Origin of the sequence: Pseudorhodobacter sp., from assembly GCF_034675685.1 — a bacterium.
Classification (GTDB): Bacteria; Pseudomonadota; Alphaproteobacteria; order Rhodobacterales; family Rhodobacteraceae; genus Pseudorhodobacter.
This window is the reverse complement of record NZ_JAUCDA010000018.1, coordinates 18565-41694: the sequence shown is the minus strand read 5'-3', so window position 1 is coordinate 41694 and position 23130 is coordinate 18565. Positions and strand designations below refer to the sequence as shown.

The following is a 23130-nucleotide window of genomic DNA, read 5'->3' as shown; positions in this document are numbered from 1 at the left end:
GATGGCACAGCCGCAGATTGATACATCGCCGAAAATCTCGGATGAGGTGCGGCAAACCACTTGTTACATGTGCGCCTGCCGCTGCGGCATCAATGTGCATCTGAAATCTGGCAAGGTTTCCTATATTGAGGGCAATCGCGCGCATCCGGTGAATAAAGGCGTGCTCTGTGCCAAGGGGGCAAGCGGGATAAGGCAGGTTTTTGCGCCGTCCCGTCTGAAGGCGCCAATGCGCCGCGTGGGGCCGCGCGGGTCCGGCGCGTTTGAGCAGATTTCCTGGGAAGAAGCGCTGGGTTTGGCGGTGGAATGGTTGCAGCCGTTGCGCGACAAGGCCCCGGAAAAGCTGGCGTTTTTCACCGGACGCGATCAAAGCCAAAGCCTGACCAGCTTTTGGGCGCAAAGCTATGGCACGCCCAACTATGCGGCCCATGGCGGGTTTTGTTCCGTGAACATGGCCGCGGGCGGGATTTACACCGTTGGCGGCGCATTTTGGGAATTTGGCCAGCCCGATTGGGAGCGCACAAAGCTGTTTATCCTGTTTGGTGTGGCCGAGGACCATGACAGCAACCCGATCAAGATGGGGCTGGGCCGCCTGAAGGAACGCGGGGTCAAGGTGATGGGGGTGAACCCCATTCGCAGCGGTTACAATGCGATTGCGGATGATTGGTTCGGCATCACGCCGGGCGCGGATGGTTTGCTGATCTTGTCGCTGATCCATTGCCTGCTGGAGGCGGGCAAGATTGATCTGGATTACCTTGCACGCTTTACCAACGCCCCGCTTTTGGTGCGGTCGGATGACGGCGCGGAAAAGGGGCTGTTCTTGCGCGATGCCGACGGCAAGCCTTTGGTTGTCGATGCAGGCAAGCTGGTGCCTTTCGATACACCGGGCCTGCACCCTGATCTGGGCGCGACATATGAGGGGCACCGCACCGTTTTTCAGCACATGGCCGAGCGCTATCTGTCGCCCGACTATGCACCGGAAAAGGTTGCGGGGCGGGTCGGAATTGAGCCAGCACGCATTCGTGCGCTGGCTGCTGATCTGGCGCGGGTAGCGTTTGACGAAGCCATTGAAATTGCGCAGGAATGGACAGATTTTCGTGGTGACCGCCACGAAAAGATGATCGGGCGGCCTGTCAGTTTTCACGCCATGCGCGGGATTTCGGCGCATTCAAACGGGTTTCAGACCGCACGCGCCTTGCATCTGTTGCAGGTGGTTTTGGGCACGGTAGAGACCCCCGGCGGCTATCGCTTCAAGCCGCCCTATCCAAAACCCGCCGAGGCGCATCCCGTGCCGCATTGCAAGGTGACGCCGGGCAAGCCGCTGGACGGCCCGCATCTGGGCTATCCGCGCGGGCCAGAACATCTGTGCCTGGATGCACAGGGTAATCCGGCGCGGATTGACAAGGCGTTTTCATGGGAAAACCCGCTGTCAGCGCATGGGGTGATGCATATGGTGATCGCCAATGCCCATGCCGGCGACCCCTATAAAATAGACACGCTGTTTTTGTATATGGCGAATATGGCGTGGAATTCGTCGATGAACACCACCGCCGTTATGAAGATGTTGACCGACAAGGGCGAGGATGGTGAATATGTGATCCCGCGGATTATCTATTCCGATGCTTATGCAAGTGAAATGGTCGCCTATGCCGACCTGATTTTGCCCGATACCACCTATCTGGAACGGCATGATTGTATTTCCCTGCTGGACCGCCCGATTTCCGAACCGGATGCGGCGGGGGATTCAATTCGCTGGCCAGTGGTGGACCCTGACCGCGAGGTGAGGGGCTTTCAATCGGTCCTGATTGATCTGGGCGCAAGGCTTGGCTTGCCGGGGTTTGTGGATGCACAGGGGGCGGCGCTTTACAAAGATTATGCCGATTACATCACCAATCACCAACGCCGCCCCGGAATTGGCCCGCTGATGGGGTTTCGCGGCGATGGAGCCGAGGAAGGGCGCGGCGCGCCGAACCCCGAGCAATTGCAGCGCTATATCGACAATGGGGCGTTCTATCAGGCGCATGTGCCGAAAGGGGCAGAGTTTTATAAGCCGTGGAACAAGGCCTATCAGGATTGGGCTGTGAAAATCGGGCTTTATGATGCGCCGCAACCGTATCTGTTTGCGATCTATTCGGAACCCATGCGAAAATTTCAGCTTGCTGCCGAAGGTTTTGGCGCACGGCAACCACCTGAAGGCGCGCGCGCGCGGTTGAAGCAGGCTATGGACCCGCTGCCGCTTTGGTACGCGCCCTTTGGGGATGATGTGGCCGGGTTTCCCCTGCATGCGCTGACGCAAAGACCAATGGCGATGTATCATTCCTGGGGGTCGCAAAACGCTTGGCTGCGGCAGATCCACGGCTATAACCCACTTTATGTGCCGACCAGGATATGGGCCGAAAACGGGTTCTCTGAGGGGGACTGGGCGAAAGTGACGTCTCCGAATGGTGAGATTGTCGTGCCTGTCGCCCATATGGCCGCGCTGAATGACCAGACGGTCTGGACGTGGAATGCGATTGGCAAACGCAAGGGGACATGGGGCTTGGATCGTGCTGCGCCCGAGGCGACCAAGGGCTTTTTGCTGAACCATCTGATTTCAGACCTGTTGCCGGAAAAAGGTGACGGTATGCGATGGAGCAATTCGGACCCGGTGACGGGGCAGGCGGCGTGGTTTGATCTGCGTGTACGGATAGAAAAGGTGGCCGCCCCGCCCGAGGCGCAACCGCAATTTCCGGTGGTGAATGTGAAAGAGGTGCAGGTATGACATGCCTTCCGGGACATACCGAAAAAAAGCTGGGGCTGGCGATTGATCTGGATACCTGTGTGGGCTGCCATGCGTGCGTGACGGCTTGCAAGGGGTGGAACGATCAGGGCTATGGTGTGCCATTGTCCGATCAGGATGCTTACGGTGCCGCACCTTCGGGTACCTTCCTGAACCGCGTGCATTCGTACCAAGTGCAACCCAATGACGGTGCCGCGCAGGTGATCAACTTTCCCCGATCGTGTCTGCATTGCGAGGATGCGCCTTGCGTCACTGTTTGCCCGACGGGGGCAAGTTACAAGCGGGTGGAAGATGGCATCGTTCTGGTGAACGAGTCTGATTGTATCGGTTGCGGGCTATGCGCCTGGGCCTGCCCATATGGCGCGCGGGAAATGGACGGAGATGCGGGCGTGATGAAGAAATGCACGCTCTGTGTCGACCGGATTTACAATGAAAACCTGCCCGAGGAGGACCGTGAACCTGCTTGCGTGCGCACCTGCCCGACAGGCGCGCGCCATTTTGGCGATTTCGCGGACCCGCAGAGCAAGGTCAGCCAACTTGTTGCCGCGCGCGGGGGCTTCGATCTGATGCCGGAAATGGGAACGAAACCGGTGAATAAATATCTGCCGCCGCGCCCAAAGGACCGGCGGAATGAGGCGTCGCTGCTTGCGCCGCTTTTGGATATTGAGGCCAAAGGCTTTGCCGGCTGGCTTGACCGCATTCTTGGCAAGATCTGATTTTTAAGGAAAAGCTGATGCATCCGGCACCGTCCGTTATTATCTTCTCGGTTCTTTCCGGCCTTGGTTTTGGGTTTATGGCCTTCATGGCGCTGGGCTTTTTGCCACTGACGGGCGTTTGGGCGTTTTGGGCCTGGGGCGTTGGCTATGCACTGGCGGTAGGGGGGCTGATCGCCTCGACCGCCCATCTGGGCAACCCGCAGCGGGCGCTGAAAGCATTCAGCCAGTGGCGCAGCAGTTGGTTAAGCCGCGAAGGCTGGGCAGCGGTGTTGGCGTTATTTGCGCTGGCCCCGATTGCGCTGGGCGATTGGTTGGGCTTTGCCGTGCCATTCACGGTGCGGGGGCTGGCGGCGGCGCTGGCACTGGTGACGGTGGTCTGTACGGCGATGATTTATACGCAGATCAAGGCTGTGCCACGCTGGCACCATTGGCTGACCCCGGTGATGTTTGTGGGGTTTGCGCTGGCGGGCGGGGCGCTGCTGGCGCTGCAGGCCACGCTGGCCTTTGTGTTGTTGCTGGGGCTGGCTGTGGTGATGCTGGCGCTGTTTTACTTGGGCGATCGACAGTTTGCGCGGGCAGGGGCCACGATGGGCACTGCCACGGGGCTGGGTGGCATTGGTGAGGTTTCGGTGTTCGAGCACCCCCATACCGGCGGCAATTACCTGCTGCGTGAGATGATTTTTGTGGTGGGGCGCCGGCACGCGCTGAAGCTGCGGGTGATTGCGGTGCTTTGTGCCGCCGTATTGCCGGCGCTGATGGCTGCGGTGGGCGGTGTTGGGCTGATGCTGGTGGCGGTGCTGGTACATTTGGTGGGGGCATTCGCTGCGCGCTGGCTGTTCTTTGCCGAGGCCGAGCATGTGGTCGGGCTGTATTACGGCAAACGCTAGCGCCTGTTACGCTCTGTCAGATATATGTCTTCAGGCAATGTTCCGAGACAGCGTTTGCGATGCGTAACAAACAGGTTCGGGGTCTTGCCTGAAAGCGATTTTGCGCAACACCGCCCTAGCATTTGGCTGTGGCGAACCTCTGTCGCCCCGCAATGCCCCAAAAGACTATAGTTTGCGCTGGATCAAAGCCGGGGGTTAGCATACATGCCAAACGATGCATGTAACGCTTTGACAGGAGGCCGCGATGACCCGCCTAACGATGATATTGTTTTCGGTTATTTCACCCACGCTGATGGGGGTGGGCATGATTTTCGCTTTGGTAAGCGGGTATGATACGCTTAATCCGCTTCTTGTGGCAATTGCGATTGGTTTTGTGGTCTCTATTCCGGCAAGCTGGATTATCGCAAAACAAGTCTTTTCGCAAAACGACGGAAAGCGCCAGCCGCAGCGTTGAACAGCAAGAAATCATAAAGCGGAGGCAGCGATGCGCCCATATTCCAAGACTTAGATCATATTGCATTGGGCCGTTGCCCTGCTTGTCGTGGCTCAATTCGTGTTCCACGAAAGCATCGCGGCGGCGTGGGATGGGTTTTTAGAGGGAAAGCCCGGCGGGTTTGACCCGTTGGTTTTCAGCCATGTAGTGGGTGGGGGGCTTATTCTTGCGCTGGTGGTCTGGCGGATGGTGATGCGGCGGCGTCAAGGGGCCGTTGCCCCGGTGGCTGGGACCAGCCCATTCATGGCACGGGTGACGCATTGGGGGCATCTGGCGCTCTACGGTGTTTTGGTGCTGGCGGCATTTTCGGGGATGGCCGCGTGGTTTGGCGGGGTTCATCAAGCCGCCGAGGTGCATGAGCTGCTGAAAATCGTGATTCTGGTGCTGGTGGGGGGGCATTTTGCTGCGGCTTTGTTTCACCAGTTTTACCTGAAAGACAAGCTGCTGCAGCGGATGTCGTTACATAAGTAGGCCTGTGGTTTGGCAAGGGCCCACGAATTTTCGCCGAAAATTCTGATTTTTCGACGAAAAATCGTGGGTCCTGTTGCCCGGTCTTAGCGGGCCAAAAACACCCGCATCGTGTCTTCAAATGCCCGGGGCTTGTCGGCGTGAAGCCAATGGCCTGCACCGGGGATTTTCGCAAAACGCGCGGATGCAAACAGGCTGCGGATACCAGCACGATAGTCCGGTTGAATATAAGGGCTGTCGGCACCGGCCAAAAACAGGGTCGGCCTGCCAAACTGCCCTTTCGTTCCCGGCCAGCCAACGATTTTGGGCATCTCTGCTTCCAACACATCAAGGTTCAGCCGCCAGCGCGGCGGCGTTGCCTTGAGATCGAGCGATTGCAAAAAGAACGCTCGCAAGGCGGGGTCATCCATCTGCGTCGCCAGCCGCGTATCCGCCTCGGACCGCGTGGTAAGCCCGGCCAAGTCAAGCCCGCGCATGGCCTTGATATGGTGGCTTTGGTCGTGGGAATAGGCGACGGGCGCGATATCGGCCACGAGCAAGCGATCCACCATATCACCATGGGTCAGCGCCAGTTGCATCGCAGCCTTGCCCCCCATCGAATGGCCCATCACATCCATTCGCCCGCCATGTGTCTCGATCACCTCGGCCAGATCGGCGGCCATATCAGGGTAGGATTGGCTTGGCAGCATCGGGCTTTGACCATGGTTGCGCATATCGACCGCGATCACATCGCGGTCAGCAGCCATCCGCCGCGCGATCACGCCCCAATTGCGCGCGGAACCAAACAACCCATGCACGATGAGCAGGGGCGGAAGCGCGGAAGGCGAGGATGCGGGGTGTAAAACTGTGTTCAGCATGCCCCAACCCATACCCCAGACACGAGTTTAGTTCCAGAGCAGTTGAACAGGCCTTGCCCCAAGCGTAAGCTGTGGCAAATAATAAGGAAGCGGCAAATGGGCGCGGTTTCTATTCAGCAAATGGCGGAACGGGTTTCAGCGCTGCTGACCGAGCGGATGCATGTCAAGGGCGGCGATCTGGAGGCCAAGCTGCGCCGTGCCGGTCGCCGTTTGCCGCGCAAGATACGCCACGCAGCCCAAGAGGTGGCAACTGCGATGGCGCATTCCTATAACCCCAAGCTGTTGATTCAGATCAACGAAGAGACGGTTGCCGAAAATTACGATATCTGCGTCAAATATCTGACCGCACTGAACAAGGGCGATAAGCTGCGCGGTGTGTTGCTTGGGCTTGCAACCTCTGTCCTGTTCAGCCTTTTGGCGGTGGCAGCCATGGTTATCGGCGTGCTGGTCTGGCGTGGGTTTCTGTAGCCATGACCTGATTTGGAAAGGGGCCAACAAACGGCCATCTGTCCGGCGCCTTGCCGGGGGTAGGGGGGGCGGCGCAGTAAATCCAGATACTGCGCCGGGCTTTGATGTTTACAGTCCCGGATAGATCGGGAAGCGGGCGCAGAGGGATTCTACCTTGGCTTTTACCGCGTCTTCAACGGCCCCATTTCCGTCTTCGCCGTTGGTCGCCAAGCCGTCGATAACCTCGACAATCCAGTCACCGATCTGGCGGAACTCTGCCTCGCCAAAGCCGCGGGTCGTGCCTGCGGGGGTGCCAAGGCGGATGCCCGAGGTGATCGTTGGTTTTTCGGTATCAAACGGGATACCGTTTTTGTTGCAGGTGATATGGGCGCGGCCCAACGCCTTTTCGGTGGCATTGCCCTTGACCCCTTTGGGGCGCAGATCGACCAGCATCAGATGTGTGTCAGTACCGCCTGTCACCGTGCCAAGCCCGCCTTTCATCAACTGATCGGCCAGTGCTTGCGCGTTTTTGATGACCTGCGCCTGATAGGCTTTGAACTCTGGGCGCAGGGCCTCGCCAAAGGCGACCGCTTTGGCGGCGATCACATGCATCAAGGGGCCGCCCTGAATACCGGGGAAAATGGCCGAGTTGACCTTTTTCGAGATTGCCTCGTCATTGGTCAGAATCATGCCGCCCCGCGGGCCGCGCAGGGTTTTATGCGTGGTTGTCGTGGCCACATGCGCATGCGGGAAGGGGCTGGGGTAATGACCCGAGGCCACCATACCCGCGAAATGTGCCATATCGACGAGGAAATACGCCCCGACCTTATCGGCAATCGCGCGGAACCGCGCGAAATCGAGGATTCGCGGAATCGCGGAGCCGCCGGCAATGATCAATGTGGGTTTATGTTCCAGTGCCAAGGCTTCAATCTGATCATAATCGGGCAGCAGGCTGTCTTGCAGCACGCCATATTGCACCGCATTGAACCATTTGCCGGATTGGTTGGGGGCCGCGCCATGGGTCAGGTGACCGCCCGCATCAAGCGACATGCCAAGAATGGTATCGCCGGGCTTTATCAGGGCCTGAAACACCCCCTGATTGGCCTGCGAGCCGGAATTGGGTTGCACATTGGCAAAATCACAGCCGAAAAGCTGCTTGGCGCGGTCAATTGCCAGATTTTCTGCGATATCCACAAATTGGCAGCCGCCGTAATAGCGCCGCCCCGGATAGCCCTCGGCGTATTTATTGGTCAGAACCGAACCCTGCGCCTCCATCACCGCGCGGGACACGATGTTTTCGGACGCGATCAGTTCAATCTCATCGCGCTGACGGCCAAGTTCTTGCGTCATTGCGCCGAACAATTCGGCATCACGGCTGGCAAGACTTTCGGTAAAGAAACCGGGGTCGCGATGTGCGGCATTAACAGGGGCGTTCATATGCGTCTCCTTAACTGGCGGCAGGTGCGTAGGGTTGGCGATATGTAGTCCAGCTTGGCGGTTTGAGAAAGGTTGAAATCCGCCACCCTGCCCGGTTTGGGCGACATTGCGGCATCTGATGGATAAGTTTTTGCCGAAATGGGACAGGAAAGCGTGAGGACCTGTGGTGAGGGGTTGAGTTTGGGCGGGCCGACCGCCAAGACTGGGCACCAAGGACAAAGGGTAGGGGGGATCGTGGCGCAACGGATCGCATTTTTGGCAAGTGGCGCAGATACCGCGCAAGACGCGCTGGTCAGCCTGACGGCCCTGTATGGCAATCACGCGCCAGAGGTGGCCAGCCATATTGTTGCGCTTGGGGGGGATGGCTTTATGCTACAAACGCTGCATCAGACGCAAAGCCTTGATATTCCCGTTTATGGCATGAATTGCGGCACCATTGGCTTTTTGATGAACGCCTATGGCAAGGATGATTTGCCCAAACGTCTGGCCGAGGCCAGCGAAGAGGTGTTGAATCCTTTGGCGATGAAGGTTGAAACCGTGGCGGGGCCGCCGGTTTTCGGGCTTGCGATCAACGAGGTCAGTTTGCTGCGGGCGGGGCCACAGGCGGCCAAGTTGCGGATCTCGGTGGATGGGCGGGTGCGGATGGAGGAGCTGGTATGTGACGGGGCATTGGTCGCCACACCGGCGGGATCAACCGCCTATAATTATTCGGCGCATGGGCCGATTGTGCCGATCGGGTCGGATGTGCTGACGCTGACGGCGATTGCGGCGTTTCGCCCCCGGCGCTGGCGGGGCGCGCTGTTGCCAAAGGCGGCGGTGGTGCGTTTTGATGTGCTGGAACCCGACAAGCGCCCGGTGCGTGCCGATGCCGATAGCCTGTCGGTGCCGGGGGTGCTGTCGGTTGAAATACGAAGCGAACCGGGTATTCGCCACCGGATTTTGTTTGATGAAGGTCACGGGTTGGAAGAACGGCTGCTGCGCGAGCAATTCGCCTGAGGGCCTATAGCGTTTCGCCTTGAACCTGCCTCACATATCGCTGCCTGAAATCAAAGATTTCAACGCGTTATGTGAGGGGCTGTGTTTCAGGTTGAAGGTAAAACGCTTTAGCTCTTTGACCAAGACGGCAGCAACCAGACCAAGGCCCTGCGGGGGGTCAGGAACCGGAGTTTTTGGCCCAGAGGTCAAGTTTGCGGTAGATCGTCGAAGGCGAGACATCAAGCACCCGCGCCGCACGCGGCACTGAACCTGCATGCATCTCGATTGTGGCCTCGATAATCTGGCGTTCCACCTCGGCCAGCGGGCGGCCCAAAAGGCCGTCGAGTGTGACTGCGGCGGGGGCTGGCATGGGGTCAGAGGGTTGCGGCCCGGTCGGGGATGTCTGGTTGGCGATGTCTTCGGGCAGCATGTGGCGTTGAACTTCGGTGCCATCATAAAGCACAGCGACATTGCGGATGACATTCAAAACCTGACGCACATTTCCCGGCCAGTGCAGATCGCGGAACAATCTGCGCACCTCGGGTGAAAGAGTGCTGAACGCGCGGCCTTCTTCTTGGGCAAAGCGGTGCAGGGCGGTTTCGGCGATTTCGATCACATCATCATGGCGGTCGCGTAAAGGCGGCATATGAATGGGAACAACATACAGCCGATAATAAAGGTCTTCACGAAACTGGCCGCGCCGCACGGCCTCGGCGGGGTCGCGGTTGGTGGCGCAAACGATGCGAACATTGACCTTGCGCGGCCGGGTCGCGCCAACGGGCTGCACGGTGGATGTTTGCAAAAACCGCAGCAATTTGGTTTGCAAAGCGGGCAGCATTTCGCAGACCTCATCCAGAAACAGCGTACCGCCATCGGCGGCGGCGGCGGCCCCCAGCTTGTCGGAAATGGCCCCGGTGAACGAGCCTTTGACATGGCCGAACACTTCGGATTCCAGCAGTTCCGCCGGAATCGCCCCGCAGTTCAGGGCGATGAACGGCCCGGCGTGGCGTGGCGATTGCTGATGTACGGCCAGCGCGCACAGCTCTTTGCCCGTTCCACTTTCACCGGTGATAAAGACGGTCGCCATGCTTTGCGCGACTGATCTGATTTTTTCCTGCACGCGCATCATTGGCGGGGAAGAGCCGATGAAGGCGCCGTCTGGCAGGCTGGGTGGTTGACGAATGGCGCTGCGGGGCTGGGCGGCCGGGGGGGTGCTGCCGTGCAACGCGTTGTCGATGCAAGACAAGAAACGCGTTTCATCAAAAGGCTTGACCAAAAATTCATGCGCACCCGCCCGCATCGCCTCGACCGCTTTGTTGATAGAGCCGTTGGCCGTGATGACAATCACGCAGGTTTCAGGGTGGCGGGCCAGCATGTCTTGCATCAAGTCAAGGCCATCCCGGTCGGGCAAGGTCAGATCCAGCAAGACGATCCGTGGCGGGGATTTGCAAAACAGCGCCAGACCCTCGGCGGCGGTTCCGGCTGTGTTGACCTTGTGGCCAGCGTTGATCAAAGTTGCGCGATACACCATTTGCAGCGAGACCGTGTCTTCAATCAGCAAAATTGCCGGGGAATCGCTGGCCTTGGCTTTGGCTTTACTGCGCGCCGGGTTGGGTGGAGGAGGTGTCATGAAAGGTCTTGCCGCTCCAGTGCGGTTCGCTTTACGAAGCTGAGCAGGTCAGCAAGCCCGTTCAGCATTGCGTCCCTGTGTTTCGCCATGGATACACTGTCGGCATCATTCGCCGCAAGGTTGAATTCTCGGCAGGCCTGCTCCAGGTCGCCCATCCCGGCGGTGCCTGCCAGCGCAATCAACACATGAGACGCCGCGCTCAGGTTTTTCCAGTCATTGGCTGCAAGCCCCGCCACCAATCTGGCCTGCACCGATGTCAGATCTTCTTGATACCGGGCCAGCAGTTCGGCGGCCATATCGGGGCCGGCAATATCAAGCAGGCGCATAAAGGCGGTGGCGTCAAGGGCTGGCCGCGGTTCGGCGGCGGGTGGCAGATCGCCGCACAGGGCGGCGGCAAGGGCGCTGGCCGAGGTGAAGGGTTTGACCAAAACGCGACTTGCCCCCGCAGCAAGGGCCTTTTGGTGTATTGAAGGCAGCTGATGGGCTGTCAGAATGACGATAGAGGTCGGCTTGTCTGTTTTTGCGGGGTGGTTGCGCAGGGCCGCGCAGATCTCCAGGCCGCTGCGTCCGGGCATTTCAAGATCAATCAAGGCCAGATCGAATTGGCCCACAATCAGCGCAGCTTCGGCAGCGGCACCATCGCGCAACGCGGTCACCCGCGCCCCACATTCGGCCAGATAATGCTTTAGCAGCAGCAATTGCGGTGCGCTGTCATCCGCTATCAGAACCGTTTTCCCCATGAGGCAACTGGTGTCTGCTGGCGGTACTGGAAGGTCGGCGGCGATGGAAATCGGTAAAAGCAATTCGGCCACCGCGCCGCCGCCGGCTTGATTATGCAGGCGCAGCACGGCCCCCATGCGCTGCGCCAGGGTTTGTGCGATGTTCAGGCCAAGGCCGTGGCCCTGGCCCTCATGCCCTTCCCATGCGGGTAGCGCGCTGTTGCCCGCGCTGCCATGGCCGGGCCTGTCAGCGATATTTTCGGGAAAGCCGGGGCCCTTGTCTGCAATGATAAAGTGTAATTTATCTGGTGCCGGGTGGCTGACCGTCAGGCTGACAGGTTGGCCGTCAGAATGGGTAATCGCATTGCTGATCAGGTTGGACAGGATACGATTGAGGGCGTTGCGATTGCACAGAACCACATCGGGCAAACCGGAGGAGGTGATGATGACCGCGTTGGTTTTCCGGTCTGCCGAATAGGACCAGCGACGGGACAGATCGCCCAAAAATCTGGAAAGATTGGTGCGAACCGGCTGCACCTCCCTTGGGGCCTGCGCCAGCAATGTCGCCATGCCGTCTTCAAGATAGCCGGCAAGCGTTTCTGTCGTGGCTTTGGTTCGGTCAAGCTGTTGGCGGTCGCTCAGATCAAGCCGGGAATCATCAATCAGGGCCAGCCCGGCCAGAATATCCGAAATCGCTGACCGGATGTCATGCCCCAGAAGGGCCAGTTCTTCTGACAAAGGGTCACCACTGGGACGCGCATTTTTTTTCATGTGCTGCGCACCTGCTTACGACTGTAACATATAAAAACCATCAAGAACCCTGAACCAACACAATGGCCACAGGTTACGCGCCACACCGGTAAAGTCTAGCGCTGAAGATGGTTAACAACGGCTCTGGGTTGCGTAAAATGCCGCCTTGCTCTTTTTGGGCGTTTTTATGCCTGCTGTGCCAGACCCAAGGTTTGCAAGGCGGTGCGAATCTCATCCAGTACGGCAGGGTCTTCGATCGTGGCCGGGGCTTTGAAAGGCTCGCTGTCGGCGATCTTGACCATTGTGGCGCGCAAGATCTTGCCTGACCGGGTTTTAGGAAGACGGCTGATGATCAGCGCACGCTTGAAATCCGCAACCGGGCCGATTTTGTCGCGCATCAGCTTGACACATTCCGCAATCACATCGGCGTCATCACGGGTCACCCCGGCATTGAGGCACAAGAAACCCAGCGGCGATTGGCCTTTCAGCGCATCGGCGACCCCGATCACGGCACATTCGGCGACATCGGGGTGATTGGCCAACACCTCTTCCATAGCCCCCGTCGACAGGCGGTGGCCTGCGACGTTGATCACGTCATCGGTGCGGGCCATGATGTAAAGATAGCCGTCTTCATCAATATAACCTGCATCGCCGGTTTCATAAAAACCGGGATAGGTCGTGAGATAGGATTTCTTGAACCGGTCATCCGCATTCCACAGGGTTGGCAAGGTGCCGGGGGGCAAGGGCAGCTTGACCGCTATCGCGCCCAGCGTGCCGGGGGCAACCGGGTGGCCGCCCTCATCCAACACATGCACATCATAGCCGGGCATCGGCACCGAGGGCGAGCCAACCTTGACCGGAAGCGCCTCTATACCCATCGGGTTGGCGGCGATTGCCCAGCCGGTTTCTGTCTGCCACCAATGGTCGATGACCGGAATTTTCAGCGCTGCTGCGGCCCAGTTGATCGTATCGGGGTCAGCGCGTTCCCCTGCCAGATACAGGGTTTTGAAGGCGCTGAGGTCATGGTTTCCTACCAGTTCCGCTTTGGGATCGACGCGCTTTATGGCACGAAGGGCTGTCGGGGCGGTGAAAAAGCTTTTGACCTTGTGTTCAGCGATCACGCGCCAGAAGGTGCCAGCATCGGGGGTGCCGACGGGTTTACCCTCAAACACCACGGTCGTACAGCCAGCGATCAACGGGCCGTAGCAGATGTAGGAATGGCCGACGACCCAGCCAACATCGGACGCGGCCCAGAACACATCGCCGGGGCCGACGTTATAGATATTTTTCATGGTCCAGTTGAGTGCCACCAGATGGCCGCCGGTGGGGCGCACAACACCTTTGGGCGCGCCTGTGGTGCCAGACGTATAGAGGATATAGGCGGGGTGGTTGCCCGCCACCGGGACGCAATCGGCGGGTTCGGTGCCATATTGAAAGCCGTGCCAGTTGACATCGCGGCCCTCGACCAGTTTGGCCACTTCTTGCGGGCGTTGGAAGATCACGCAGAAATCGGGCTTGTGGCTGGCCATGTCGATGGCGCCGTCCAGCAGGGGTTTGTAATGGATCACGCGCTGCGGCTCTACCCCACATGAGGCGGCGATGATGGCGCGTGGTTTGCAGTCATCAATCCGCACGGCAAGTTCGCTGGAGGCAAAGCCGCCAAAGACCACGGAATGCACGGCACCAAGCCGGGCACAGGCAAGCATCGCCTCCAGCGCCTCGGGGACCATGGGCATATAGATCAATACGCGGTCACCTTTTTCCACGCCCTTGGCGCGCAAGGCACCGGCAAGCGACGCGACGCGGTTGCGCAGTTCGGCATAGGTGATGGATTGTTTGGTGCGGGTGACGGGGCTGTCATAGATAATGGCAAGTTGATCGCCCCGACCGGCCTCGACATGGCGATCCACTGCATTCCAGCAGGTGTTGACCATACCATCGGAAAACCATTCGTAGAGCGGGGCCTTGTTGGCATTGAGCGCATGGCTGGGGGCTTTTTTCCAGTCGATTTCTTGCGCGGCTTTCATCCAGAATGCTTCGGGATCGGCTTTCCACCCTGCGTAGACCTCTGCGTATGCCATTGTATACTCTCCTCTGCTTTGCCATTGATTACGCTTGGTCAGCCGATCTGGCAAGATTGTTGCGCCCCTGATGTAAGGTCGCCGATGCGCTTATTGGTCACATTTAGCGCAAACGGATGAGGGTTGTACGAATTTTCTTCGAAAATTCAGGGGGCGCTCGCGCCCCCTCGGTGCGAAGCACCTCACCCCCTGAGGATATTTGTGCCGAACAGAAAAGCGGATCAGGGATTTAGGGGGGGCCGGCCGGCACTGCGCCGACCCCGGGCCGAAAACCCTAGCCGTAATGCGCGACCGGGGTGCCTGCCAGTGCCGACATGTTCAGCAAGCCGCGTGCGGTGATGGACGGTGTGACGATATGGGCCTTGTTGCCCATGCCCATCAGAATTGGCCCGACCTCCAGCCCGCCTGCGCGCATTTTCAGGATGTTGCGCACCCCACCGGCGGCATCGGTATTGGCAAAGATCAGCACATTTGCCGCGCCGTCATAGCGCCCATTGGGAAACAGGCGATCACGCAAGGATTGGTCCAGGGCGGCATCCGTGTGCATTTCGCCTTCGTAGAGGAAGTCGCGGGGGGCAGAATCAAGGATTTTCAAGGCTGCGCGCATCCGCCGCCCGGTGTCGGTGTTGAGATTGCCGAATTGCGAGGCAGAACAAAGCGCGACTTTTGGTGCCAGACCAAAGCGTTTGACGTGTCGCGCCGCGCCGATTGCCGCCTCTGCGATCTGTTCGGGGGTGGGTTCGGAATGGATATGCGTATCGGCGATGAACAATGGGCCGTCTTCGAGGATCATCAGCGAGAGCGCGCCCACCGGGCGGCGGCCATCATGGGCCAACAGGTCGCGGACATAGTTCAGATGCCAAAGATATTGCCCGAAGGTGCCGCAGATCATGCTGTCGGCCTCATCGCGTTGCACCATCACGGCGGCAATCGCGGTTGTGTTGGTGCGCATCACGGCGCGGGCGATATCGGGGGAAACGCCTTTGCGGGCCATCAGATTGTGGTAGGTTTCCCAGTAATCGCGGTAGCGCGGATCGTTTTCCGGGTTCACCAGATCGAAATCCTTGCCGGGGCGGATGGGCAGGCCGGCGCGTTCGCAGCGGCTTTCGACCACCTCGGGGCGGCCGATCAGGATAGGTTTGTCAGTGGTTTCTTCAATCATGGCGTTGGCGGCGCGCAGCACACGTTCATCCTCGCCTTCGGAAAACACGATGCGGCGGGTGACGGTGGCGGCGACCTGAAACACCGGCCGCATGATCAGAGCCGAGCGGAATACCGAGCCATCCAGCTTGCGCTTATAGGCGTCGAAGTCGTCGATTTGCTTGGTCGCAACGCCGGTTTCGATCGCAGCCTTGGCCACGGCGCTGGCAACCACGCCAATCAGGCGCGGGTCAAACGGTTTCGGGATCAGGTAATCGGGGCCAAAGGTCAGTTGCTCGCCCTTGTAGGCTGCGGCGGCCTCGGCGCTGGTGGTGGCGCGGGCGAGGGCGGCGATGCCCTCGATACAGGCCAGTTCCATTTCATCATTGATACTGGTGGCGCCCACATCCAATGCGCCACGGAAAATGAAGGGGAAGCACAGCACGTTATTGACCTGATTTGGATAATCCGAGCGGCCCGTGGCGATGATCACATCGGGGGCAACGCTGCGTGCCTCGTCGGGGGTGATTTCAGGCGTGGGGTTGGCAAGGGCGAAGACGATGGGCTTTTTGGCCATCCGCGCGACCATTTCGGGTTTCAGCACGCCTGGGCCGGACAGGCCGAGAAACAGGTCGGCCCCGTCGATCACCTCGCCCAGCATGCGCAGGTCGGATGCCTGAGCAAAGGCGGCCTTTTGTGGGTTCATATCCTCGGCCCGGCCTGCGTAAACCAGCCCGTGAATATCACAAAGCCAGATGTTTTCGCGCTTTACCCCCAGTTTCAGCAGCATGTTCAGGCAGGCAATCCCGGCCGCGCCGCCGCCGGTGGAAACGACCTTGATATTTTCAAATGTCTTGCCCGCGACATAGAGGGCATTGGTCGCTGCCGCACCGACGACAATCGCGGTGCCGTGCTGATCATCGTGAAATACCGGGATATTCATCCGCTCGCGGCAGAGGGCCTCGACGATGAAACAATCGGGGGCTTTTATATCCTCAAGGTTGATCGCGCCAAAGGTTGGCTCCAGCGCGCAGACGATATCGGCCAGCTTATAGGGGTCGGATTCGTTCACCTCGATGTCAAAACAGTCGATATTCGCGAATTTCTTGAACAGAACCGCCTTGCCTTCCATCACCGGTTTCGACGCCAGCGCGCCGATATTGCCAAGGCCCAGAACCGCCGTGCCGTTGGTGACAACCGCAACCAGATTGCCCTTGGAGGTGTAGCGCGTTGCGCTGGAAGGATCGGCCTTGATCTCCAGGCAGGCCTCGGCCACGCCGGGGGAATAGGCCAGCGACAGGTCTCGGCCATTGGCGAGCGGTTTTGTGGCCCTGATCTCCAGTTTTCCGGGTTTCGGAAATTCGTGGTAATTAAGTGCCGCTTGCCGCGTGTTATCCTGCCGTGTTTCGTCCATGATGCCCTCCCGATAGGTAGTTGAGTGTTAAACTATTCTGCGTTTGCCGCAAGCCCGCGACAATGAGTGGCATATTCCGGATAAAATTGAAAATAGAGGGTGCGTTTCAGGCTTGAAATCAGGCGGCAGGGTTTGCATGCTGCGCTATTTGCTGCAACCGATCCGAGGACAGGATGCCAGAAACCCGTGCCGAGTTCCGCCTGCCCACGCAAGAGTTGCGCGATGATTTGCCGTTTTTCACCAAGGTTCTGGGGATGCGGCTTGATATGATTTATCCCGCCGATGACCCGGAAGTGGCTGTTTTTTCTGGCCACGGCCTGCGCATTCGTCTTGAAAAGGGCGCGCCCGAGGCACCGGGCACCATCCGCCTGCTGACGGATACGCCCAATGCCTTTCCAGCCCGCAGCTTGTGCGCCCCAAATGGCACCCGTATCGAGATTGAAGATCTTAACCCGCCTTTGATGTTGCCCGCCACGCAGCACGCCTTTGTCGTGCGCCGTCTTGCCGATCAGGCCCCTTGGGTGATCGGACGCGCCGGCATGCAGTATCGTGATCTTGTGCCGTCCCGGCTTGGGGGCGCGATTATTGCCAGCCATATCCGTATCCCTGATGGCGGCCCGGTGCCGGATATGGTGCATTTCCACAAGGTCGGCTTTCAGTTGATTTTTTGCGTCAAAGGGTGGGTGGATGTTGTCTATGAAGATCAGGGCGAAAAAATTCGGCTGACTGCAGGAGATTGTTTTATCCAACCGCCTGAAATCCGCCACCGGGTGCTGGAGGCGTCAGATGGTATCGAAGTCATCGAAATCGGCGTGCCAGCCGATCATGTAACCGAAATTGACCATGACATGGTGCTTCCCACCCCGCATCTGCGCCCCGAGCGAGAGTGGCAGGGCCAGCGTTTTGTGCATAATGTCGGGGCGAAGTCGCCGTTCAAACCCTTTCGCATTCCGGGGTTCGAGGCGCGCGATACCACGATCAATGCGGGCACCAAGGGCGTGGCAAGCGTGATGGTCGCGCGCCCCACAGGCCCCGCGCCCGCCACCAAGCATGATGGTGATATCCTGTTCACCTATGTGATGTCTGGTGAAATGACGCTGCGGGGCCAGGGCAAAGCCCCCTTCCGCCTGACTATGGGCGATGCTTTTGTCATCCCGCCCGGCTTTCAAACCCAATACGCCGACACAACCAATGACCTGCAACTTCTTGAAGTCACTTTGCCGGCCATATTCACCACCACATTCGTCTGACCTTTTCCGGTTCAAAAACACCCCACAGTGGGGGGGGCGTGGCGCCGCCCGGTGCGTGCCGTGCGCACCAAGGCTTGCAAGTTTTGTCCCCCGGTTCCACACTTGGCCAAATCCAACCCCGGAGCCCCTGATGTCCTTGCTCAAAGCTGCCACCGCCGTTCGCGAAAACGCCTATGCCCCTTATTCCCGCTTCAAGGTTGGCGCGGCCCTGCGCAGTACGGCGGGCAATATCTATGTCGGTGCGAATGTTGAAAATGTCGCCTATCCCGAAGGCACCTGCGCCGAGGCGGGCGCGATTGCGGCCATGTGCGCAGGCGGTGAATATCAGATAGCCGAGTTGCTGGTGATTTCAGACAGCCCGATGCCTGTCACCCCCTGTGGCGGCTGTCGCCAGAAGATCGCTGAATTTGCCGGGCCGGATGTGGTTGTGACCATGATCAATCTTGAGGGCAAGACCAGCGTTGTCACCGTGGCCGATCTTTTGCCCGGCTCGTTCAGCGCGGCCCATATGGCCAATGTCAATGACGCCTGAACAGGACGCCAGGGCGATTATCGCAGGGCTTCGGGCCGGCTTGCCGCCCGAACCCGGCGCCTTGGACTGGTTTGCAAAAGGGCTTGCCTCGGGTGAGGTTTCGGACGCGCAGGCCGGGGCCTTTGCGATGGCAATCTGCCTGAATGGGCTGGGCGAGACGGGGCGCATAGCCCTTACACGCGCCATGCAAAACAGTGGCACGCAATTGGCATGGGATATGCCCGGCCCGGTTCTGGATAAACATTCGACCGGCGGGATCGGCGATTGCGTGTCCTTGCTGCTGGCCCCGGCGCTGGCGGCCTGTGGTGCCTATGTGCCGATGATCTCGGGGCGCGGCCTTGGCCATACCGGCGGCACGCTTGACAAGCTGGACGCCATTCCCGGCCTGCGAACAGACCTGACCAATGACCAGCTACGCGATCAGCTTGGCCAGACCCGCTGTGCCATCATCGCCGCCTCGCCGCAAATCGCGCCTGCCGACCGCCGCCTTTATGCAATCCGTGATGTGACGGCGACGGTGGATAGCCTTGATCTGATCACGGCCTCGATTTTGTCTAAAAAGCTGGCGGCGGGGCTGGAGGGGCTGGTGCTTGATGTCAAGCTTGGCTCTGGCGCATTCATGAAAACCGAAGCCGACGCCCGCGCGCTGGCGCAAGCGCTGGTGTCTGCGGCCCAAGGGGCGGGCTGCCGGACCACGGCGCTGATTACCGATATGTCGCAACCGCTTGCAGATGCGGCGGGCAACGCGCTGGAGGTGATTGCTGCCATGGAAACCCTGACGGGCACCTCGGTCAATGATGCGCTGTGGGGGCTGACGACGGCGCTGGGCGGCGAGGCGCTGGCGCTGGGTGGTTTGGCAACCAACGCGGCCGAGGGGGCCGCGCGGATTGGACAGGCGCTGCAAACCGGGGCCGCAGCCGAGTATTTCGGCCGGATGGTCGCAGCCCAGGGTGGCCCGGTTGATTTTATTGATCGCTGGCCCGACCGTTTGCCTGCGGCACCTGTGGTGATTGACTTTGTCAGCCCGCTGCCGGGGTTTGTGGCTGCGATCGACACCGAGGCCCTTGGCCATATCGTTGTTCATCTTGGCGGTGGCCGATTGCGTGACGGGGCCCGTATCAACCCCTCGGTCGGCTTGTCGGGCCTTGCAAACCTTGGCATGGCGGTAGAGCCGGGCCAGCCCCTTGCGCGGGTTCATGCCGCATCCTTGCCCGAGGCCGAAGCTGCGTTGAAACGTCTTGCAGCGGCTTATAGTATTAGCGACATCGCGCCCGACGCGCCGCCCCTTATCCACGGAAGAGTTACATGACTGATACCCGCGCCTTTTTGATCGTGATGGATTCAGTAGGCTGCGGCGGCGCCCCGGATGCTGCCGATTTTGGCGATGAGGGGGCCAATACCCTGGGTCACATCGCTGCCGAATGTGCGGCGGGCTGCGCAGAGGTCGGGCGAACAGGCCCGCTGCGCCTGCCGAACCTGATGCAACTGGGGCTGGGTCAGGCCATGACGCTTGCCGATCCTGCCGCAGCCCTGCCGCAGTTTGATGCCTTGGCGCCCGGCGCTGCTGGGCAGCCGTTGCGCCTTGCCGGGCGCTGGGGGGCCGCGACCGAGGTGTCGCGCGGCAAAGACACGCCCTCGGGGCATTGGGAACTGGCGGGTGTGCCGGTGCCGTGGGATTGGTCGTATTTTCCTGACACCATCCCGGCCTTTCCCGATGATCTGGTGGCCGAAGTGTGCCGCCTTGCAAATACCGACGGCATTTTGGGCAATTGCCATGCCTCGGGGGTGCCGATCATCAACGCCCATTGCGAGGAACATCTGCGCACCGGCTGGCCGATTTGTTACACCTCGGCCGATAGCGTTTTCCAGATTGCGGCGCATGAAGAAATGTTCGGCCTTGACCGGCTGTTGAAGCTTTGCGCCGATCTTGCGCCCTACCTGCATGCCCGCAAGGTGGGCCGCGTCATCGCCCGGCCCTTTACCGGCACCTGCGACAGCTTCAAACGCAGCCCGAACCGGCGTGATTACGCGATAGCCCCGCCAAGCCCAACCCTGCTGGATTGGGTGCAAGATGCGGGCCGCGCAACCCATGCTGTCGGCAAGATCGGCGATATTTTTTCCCATCGTGGGATCGGCACGCTGCATAAGGGGAAATCAGATTCTGACCTTTTCGAACATCTTCTGGCTTTGCAAACCAGCGCCGAGCCGGGATCCTTGACCTTTGCGAACTTTGTCGAATTTGACAGCCTTTATGGCCATCCCCGCGATGTGGCGGGCTATGCCCGCGCGTTGGAATGGTTTGACGCGCGGGCCGGGGCCTTTTTGGCGGCGATGCGCCCCGGCGATTTGGCGATATTCACGGCTGACCATGGCAATGACCCCACATGGCGCGGTACCGAACATACCCGCGAACGGGTGCCGGTGCTCTGTGCTGGTGTCGGGGCGGGTGAAATAGGGCTTTGCGCCTTTACCGATGTTGCCGCTTCGGTGGCGCGTCATCTCAGCGTTACAAACCAAGGGCCCGGAGCCAGTTTTTTATGACCCGTATTTCCAGCACCAACCCTGCGAAAATCGAACTTCATCTGCATCTGGAAGGGGCTGCGCCGCCTGCCTTCATTCGCGGATTAGCCAAGGAAAAACATATAGATATCGGCGGTATCTTTGATGAGGATGGGAATTACAAATTTACAGATTTCTGGGATTTTCTGCGGGTCTATGAGGCAGCAACCCTACCGCTGAAATCGCCGCAGGATTTTCATCGGCTAACATTGGCTGTGCTGGAAGAAAGCGCCAGAAATGGGGTGGTCTATACCGAAGCCTTTATCAGCCCCGATTTTTGTGGCGGGCGCGATATCGGCGCGTGGAAGGAATATCTGCATGCGATCCGCGAAGCGGCGGATATCGCGCAGGCCCAAATGGGGATCACCCTGCGCGGAATCGTTACACCGATCCGGCATTTCGGTGCGGCCAAGGCGCGTGAAACCGCCCGCTGCGCGGCAGAGACGGCGGGCGACTGGGTTGTCGGGTTTGGTATCGGTGGCGATGAAAAATCGGGCCATTTGTCTGATTTCAAATGGTCGTTTGAATGCGCCCGTGAGGCAGGGCTGCGCCTTACCGCGCATGCAGGGGAATGGGGCGGGCCGGAAAGCGTGCGTTCGGCCATTAACGACCTGAACGTCGAACGCCTTGGCCACGGTGTTCGTGCGATTGAAGACCTGGCACTGGTTGATGAAATCGTCGAAAAAGGCATCGTGCTAGAGGTTTGCCCCGGCTCCAACGTCGCCCTCGGTCTTTACCCCGGCATCCGTCAGCACCCCATCAATGCCCTGCATGAAAGGGGGGTGAAGGTGACCGTCTCGACCGATGATCCGCCATTCTTTCATACAACCATGCAAAAGGAATATGAAAACCTGGCAGATGCGTTTGACTGGGATGACGGCTTTTTTGCCCAACTGGCCAAGGCATCGCTTGACGCGGCCTTTTGTGACGCCGATACCAAGGCGCGACTGCAAAAAACATTGGAGCAAGCCCATGCGTGACCATCTGACAATCGTTACCCACCCATTGGTGCAGCATAAACTTTCTCTGATGCGCGATAAAAATACGTCGACCGCCAGTTTCCGCCGCCTGCTGCGCGAGATCAGCCTGCTGCTGGCCTATGAGATCACGCGCAATCTGGATATGACGACCAAGCGGATTGAAACCCCGGTCGAGGCGATGGATGCGCCGGTGCTGGAAGGCAAGAAGCTGGCACTTATTTCCATTCTGCGGGCAGGTAACGGGCTGATGGATGGTATTTTAGAGTTGATCCCGGCGGCGCGCGTGGGCTTTATCGGGCTGTACCGTGACCCGCAAACCCTCAAACCTGTCCAATACTATTGCAAAGTGCCCGACGCGCTGGAGAGTCGGATGTCGATCGTGGTCGATCCGATGCTGGCGACGGGCAATTCTTCGGTGGCAGCGGTTGATCTGTTGAAGGCGCAAGGGGCCACGAACATTCGGTTTCTGTGCCTGCTGGCGGCCCCCGAAGGCGTCGCCCGCATGAAAGAGGCGCATCCCGATGTTCCCGTGGTGACTGCTGCGCTGGATAGCCATCTGAATGAACATGGCTATATCGTGCCGGGGCTAGGGGATGCGGGTGATCGCATGTTTGGTACAAAATAGCGGGTTTTTGGACTTTACTCGGAAAGAATGATGACTCATTATCAGCCTACGCTTCAGGGGGGCCGTAATGTTGTTCAAAGTGCTCGCGGTTGCCGGATGGGCGGCTGTTTTTGCGATATCTGCGGCCCAGGCCCAATCCTTGGCCGGACCTGCTGAAACGCCCCCGGCCAGCTTCAAGGGCGCGCAATATGTTGACAGCCGGGGTTGCGTGTTTTTACGCGCAGGAATTGGCGGGCGTGTAACCTGGGTTCCGCGTATTTCGCGTGACAGGCGTGCGCTTTGTGGCCAGTCACCAGCCGCCGCCGCGCGAGAGGTTGCTGCAACACCCGCACCCGTGCCATTGCCTGCGCCAAGCGCGCGCGCACCGCAACATTCCAAAGCCATCGGCAACAAG

Annotated in this window: 19 protein-coding genes; 13 read left to right on the top strand and 6 right to left on the bottom strand. The window is 59.5% G+C overall.

Annotated elements, in window-relative coordinates; all coding sequences use genetic code 11:
* Window position 1 precedes the first annotated feature (1 nt).
* The 5 genes from VDP61_RS15700 (at window position 2) to VDP61_RS15680 (ending at window position 5343) form a co-directional block, all read left to right on the top strand.
* Complete coding sequence (locus VDP61_RS15700) at window positions 2–2758, top strand: molybdopterin oxidoreductase family protein (RefSeq protein WP_323007812.1); 2757 nt, start codon at window positions 2–4, stop codon at window positions 2756–2758.
* Window positions 2755–3492: a 4Fe-4S dicluster domain-containing protein gene (locus tag VDP61_RS15695; protein ID WP_323007811.1), complete on the top strand. Its 738-nt coding sequence runs from the start codon at window positions 2755–2757 to the stop codon at window positions 3490–3492. Before VDP61_RS15700 ends, VDP61_RS15695 begins: the two co-directional genes overlap by 4 nt.
* A 17-nt stretch (window positions 3493–3509) precedes the next feature.
* Window positions 3510–4379, top strand: coding sequence for a dimethyl sulfoxide reductase anchor subunit family protein (locus VDP61_RS15690; RefSeq protein ID WP_323007810.1), 870 nt, complete (start codon window positions 3510–3512; stop codon window positions 4377–4379).
* A 244-nt stretch (window positions 4380–4623) separates the two neighbouring features.
* Entirely contained in the window at window positions 4624–4833 is a 210-nt protein-coding gene (locus tag VDP61_RS15685; RefSeq protein ID WP_323007809.1) for a CTP synthetase, read from the top strand.
* A 60-nt stretch (window positions 4834–4893) separates the two neighbouring features.
* On the top strand, window positions 4894–5343 hold the full coding sequence (locus tag VDP61_RS15680; protein ID WP_323007808.1) for a cytochrome b: 450 nt from the start codon (window positions 4894–4896) through the stop codon (window positions 5341–5343).
* An 83-nt stretch (window positions 5344–5426) separates the two neighbouring features.
* Here VDP61_RS15680 and VDP61_RS15675 read toward each other — a convergent pair whose 3' ends face one another.
* Entirely contained in the window at window positions 5427–6197 is a 771-nt protein-coding gene (locus VDP61_RS15675) for an alpha/beta fold hydrolase (RefSeq protein ID WP_323007807.1), read from the bottom strand.
* 96 nt (window positions 6198–6293) lie between these two features.
* Here VDP61_RS15675 and VDP61_RS15670 point away from each other — a divergent pair, with 96 nt between their 5' ends.
* A complete protein-coding gene (locus VDP61_RS15670; protein ID WP_323007806.1) occupies window positions 6294–6665 on the top strand; it encodes a hypothetical protein in 372 nt (123 codons plus the stop codon).
* A 108-nt stretch (window positions 6666–6773) separates the two neighbouring features.
* On the opposite strand, the gene glyA is transcribed toward VDP61_RS15670, so the two are convergent.
* Window positions 6774–8081 (bottom strand): serine hydroxymethyltransferase, encoded by a 1308-nt coding sequence (gene glyA, locus VDP61_RS15665; protein ID WP_323007805.1) that lies wholly within the window; start codon window positions 8079–8081, stop codon window positions 6774–6776.
* A gap of 231 nt (window positions 8082–8312) precedes the next feature.
* Between glyA and VDP61_RS15660 the strand changes: the two genes are divergently transcribed.
* Entirely contained in the window at window positions 8313–9077 is a 765-nt protein-coding gene (locus tag VDP61_RS15660) for an NAD kinase (RefSeq protein ID WP_323007983.1), read from the top strand.
* 157 nt (window positions 9078–9234) lie between these two features.
* Here the strand turns inward: VDP61_RS15660 and VDP61_RS15655 are convergent, their stop codons facing one another.
* The 4 genes from VDP61_RS15655 to VDP61_RS15640 form a co-directional block, all read right to left on the bottom strand.
* Window positions 9235–10686 carry a sigma-54 dependent transcriptional regulator gene (locus tag VDP61_RS15655; protein WP_323007804.1) on the bottom strand — a complete coding sequence of 484 codons (1452 nt, stop codon included), beginning with the start codon at window positions 10684–10686 and terminating at the stop codon, window positions 9235–9237.
* Window positions 10683–12176, bottom strand: a complete 1494-nt coding sequence (locus VDP61_RS15650) for a hybrid sensor histidine kinase/response regulator (protein WP_323007803.1) — start codon at window positions 12174–12176, stop codon at window positions 10683–10685. The genes VDP61_RS15655 and VDP61_RS15650 overlap by 4 nt, the downstream gene beginning before the upstream one ends.
* Window positions 12177–12340: 164 nt before the next feature.
* Window positions 12341–14236 carry a propionyl-CoA synthetase gene (locus VDP61_RS15645; protein ID WP_323007802.1) on the bottom strand — a complete coding sequence of 632 codons (1896 nt, stop codon included), beginning with the start codon at window positions 14234–14236 and terminating at the stop codon, window positions 12341–12343.
* Window positions 14237–14510: 274 nt separating this feature from the next.
* Entirely contained in the window at window positions 14511–16790 is a 2280-nt protein-coding gene (locus VDP61_RS15640) for an NADP-dependent malic enzyme (protein WP_323007801.1), read from the bottom strand.
* A 173-nt stretch (window positions 16791–16963) separates the two neighbouring features.
* On the opposite strand from VDP61_RS15640, the gene VDP61_RS15635 reads away from it, so the two are divergent.
* The 6 genes from VDP61_RS15635 to upp all read left to right on the top strand — a co-directional run bounded on the left by VDP61_RS15635 (window position 16964) and on the right by upp (window position 22736).
* A complete protein-coding gene (locus VDP61_RS15635; RefSeq protein WP_323007800.1) occupies window positions 16964–18040 on the top strand; it encodes a cupin domain-containing protein in 1077 nt (358 codons plus the stop codon).
* A 130-nt stretch (window positions 18041–18170) separates the two neighbouring features.
* Window positions 18171–18572, top strand: a complete 402-nt coding sequence (locus tag VDP61_RS15630; RefSeq protein WP_323007799.1) for a cytidine deaminase — start codon at window positions 18171–18173, stop codon at window positions 18570–18572.
* Window positions 18562–19881, top strand: coding sequence for a thymidine phosphorylase (locus VDP61_RS15625; protein WP_323007798.1), 1320 nt, complete (start codon window positions 18562–18564; stop codon window positions 19879–19881). Before VDP61_RS15630 ends, VDP61_RS15625 begins: the two co-directional genes overlap by 11 nt.
* A complete protein-coding gene (locus VDP61_RS15620) occupies window positions 19878–21113 on the top strand; it encodes a phosphopentomutase (protein ID WP_323007797.1) in 1236 nt (411 codons plus the stop codon). The genes VDP61_RS15625 and VDP61_RS15620 overlap by 4 nt, the downstream gene beginning before the upstream one ends.
* Window positions 21110–22111 carry an adenosine deaminase gene (locus tag VDP61_RS15615; RefSeq protein ID WP_323007796.1) on the top strand — a complete coding sequence of 334 codons (1002 nt, stop codon included), beginning with the start codon at window positions 21110–21112 and terminating at the stop codon, window positions 22109–22111. Before VDP61_RS15620 ends, VDP61_RS15615 begins: the two co-directional genes overlap by 4 nt.
* Window positions 22104–22736, top strand: a complete 633-nt coding sequence (gene upp, locus VDP61_RS15610) for a uracil phosphoribosyltransferase (RefSeq protein ID WP_323007795.1) — start codon at window positions 22104–22106, stop codon at window positions 22734–22736. Before VDP61_RS15615 ends, upp begins: the two co-directional genes overlap by 8 nt.
* The last annotated feature ends 394 nt before the right edge of the window (window positions 22737–23130 follow it).

What these genes read in the sequence shown, in the direction of transcription:
- VDP61_RS15700 (WP_323007812.1), top strand. Translation starts at nt 2, where the DNA reads ATGGCACAGCCGCAGATTGATACATCGCCGAAAATCTCGGATGAGGTG.
- VDP61_RS15635 (WP_323007800.1), top strand. Translation starts at nt 16,964, where the DNA reads ATGCCAGAAACCCGTGCCGAGTTCCGCCTGCCCACGCAAGAGTTGCGC.
- VDP61_RS15645 (WP_323007802.1), bottom strand. Translation starts at nt 14,236, where the DNA reads ATGGCATACGCAGAGGTCTACGCAGGGTGGAAAGCCGATCCCGAAGCA.
- VDP61_RS15640 (WP_323007801.1), bottom strand. Translation starts at nt 16,790, where the DNA reads ATGGACGAAACACGGCAGGATAACACGCGGCAAGCGGCACTTAATTAC.
- VDP61_RS15630 (WP_323007799.1), top strand. Translation starts at nt 18,171, where the DNA reads ATGTCCTTGCTCAAAGCTGCCACCGCCGTTCGCGAAAACGCCTATGCC.
- glyA (WP_323007805.1), bottom strand. Translation starts at nt 8,081, where the DNA reads ATGAACGCCCCTGTTAATGCCGCACATCGCGACCCCGGTTTCTTTACC.
- VDP61_RS15650 (WP_323007803.1), bottom strand. Translation starts at nt 12,176, where the DNA reads ATGAAAAAAAATGCGCGTCCCAGTGGTGACCCTTTGTCAGAAGAACTG.
- upp (WP_323007795.1), top strand. Translation starts at nt 22,104, where the DNA reads ATGCGTGACCATCTGACAATCGTTACCCACCCATTGGTGCAGCATAAA.
- VDP61_RS15620 (WP_323007797.1), top strand. Translation starts at nt 19,878, where the DNA reads ATGACTGATACCCGCGCCTTTTTGATCGTGATGGATTCAGTAGGCTGC.
- VDP61_RS15675 (WP_323007807.1), bottom strand. Translation starts at nt 6,197, where the DNA reads ATGCTGAACACAGTTTTACACCCCGCATCCTCGCCTTCCGCGCTTCCG.
- VDP61_RS15615 (WP_323007796.1), top strand. Translation starts at nt 21,110, where the DNA reads ATGACCCGTATTTCCAGCACCAACCCTGCGAAAATCGAACTTCATCTG.
- VDP61_RS15690 (WP_323007810.1), top strand. Translation starts at nt 3,510, where the DNA reads ATGCATCCGGCACCGTCCGTTATTATCTTCTCGGTTCTTTCCGGCCTT.
- VDP61_RS15695 (WP_323007811.1), top strand. Translation starts at nt 2,755, where the DNA reads ATGACATGCCTTCCGGGACATACCGAAAAAAAGCTGGGGCTGGCGATT.
- VDP61_RS15685 (WP_323007809.1), top strand. Translation starts at nt 4,624, where the DNA reads ATGACCCGCCTAACGATGATATTGTTTTCGGTTATTTCACCCACGCTG.
- VDP61_RS15670 (WP_323007806.1), top strand. Translation starts at nt 6,294, where the DNA reads ATGGGCGCGGTTTCTATTCAGCAAATGGCGGAACGGGTTTCAGCGCTG.
- VDP61_RS15655 (WP_323007804.1), bottom strand. Translation starts at nt 10,686, where the DNA reads ATGACACCTCCTCCACCCAACCCGGCGCGCAGTAAAGCCAAAGCCAAG.
- VDP61_RS15625 (WP_323007798.1), top strand. Translation starts at nt 18,562, where the DNA reads ATGACGCCTGAACAGGACGCCAGGGCGATTATCGCAGGGCTTCGGGCC.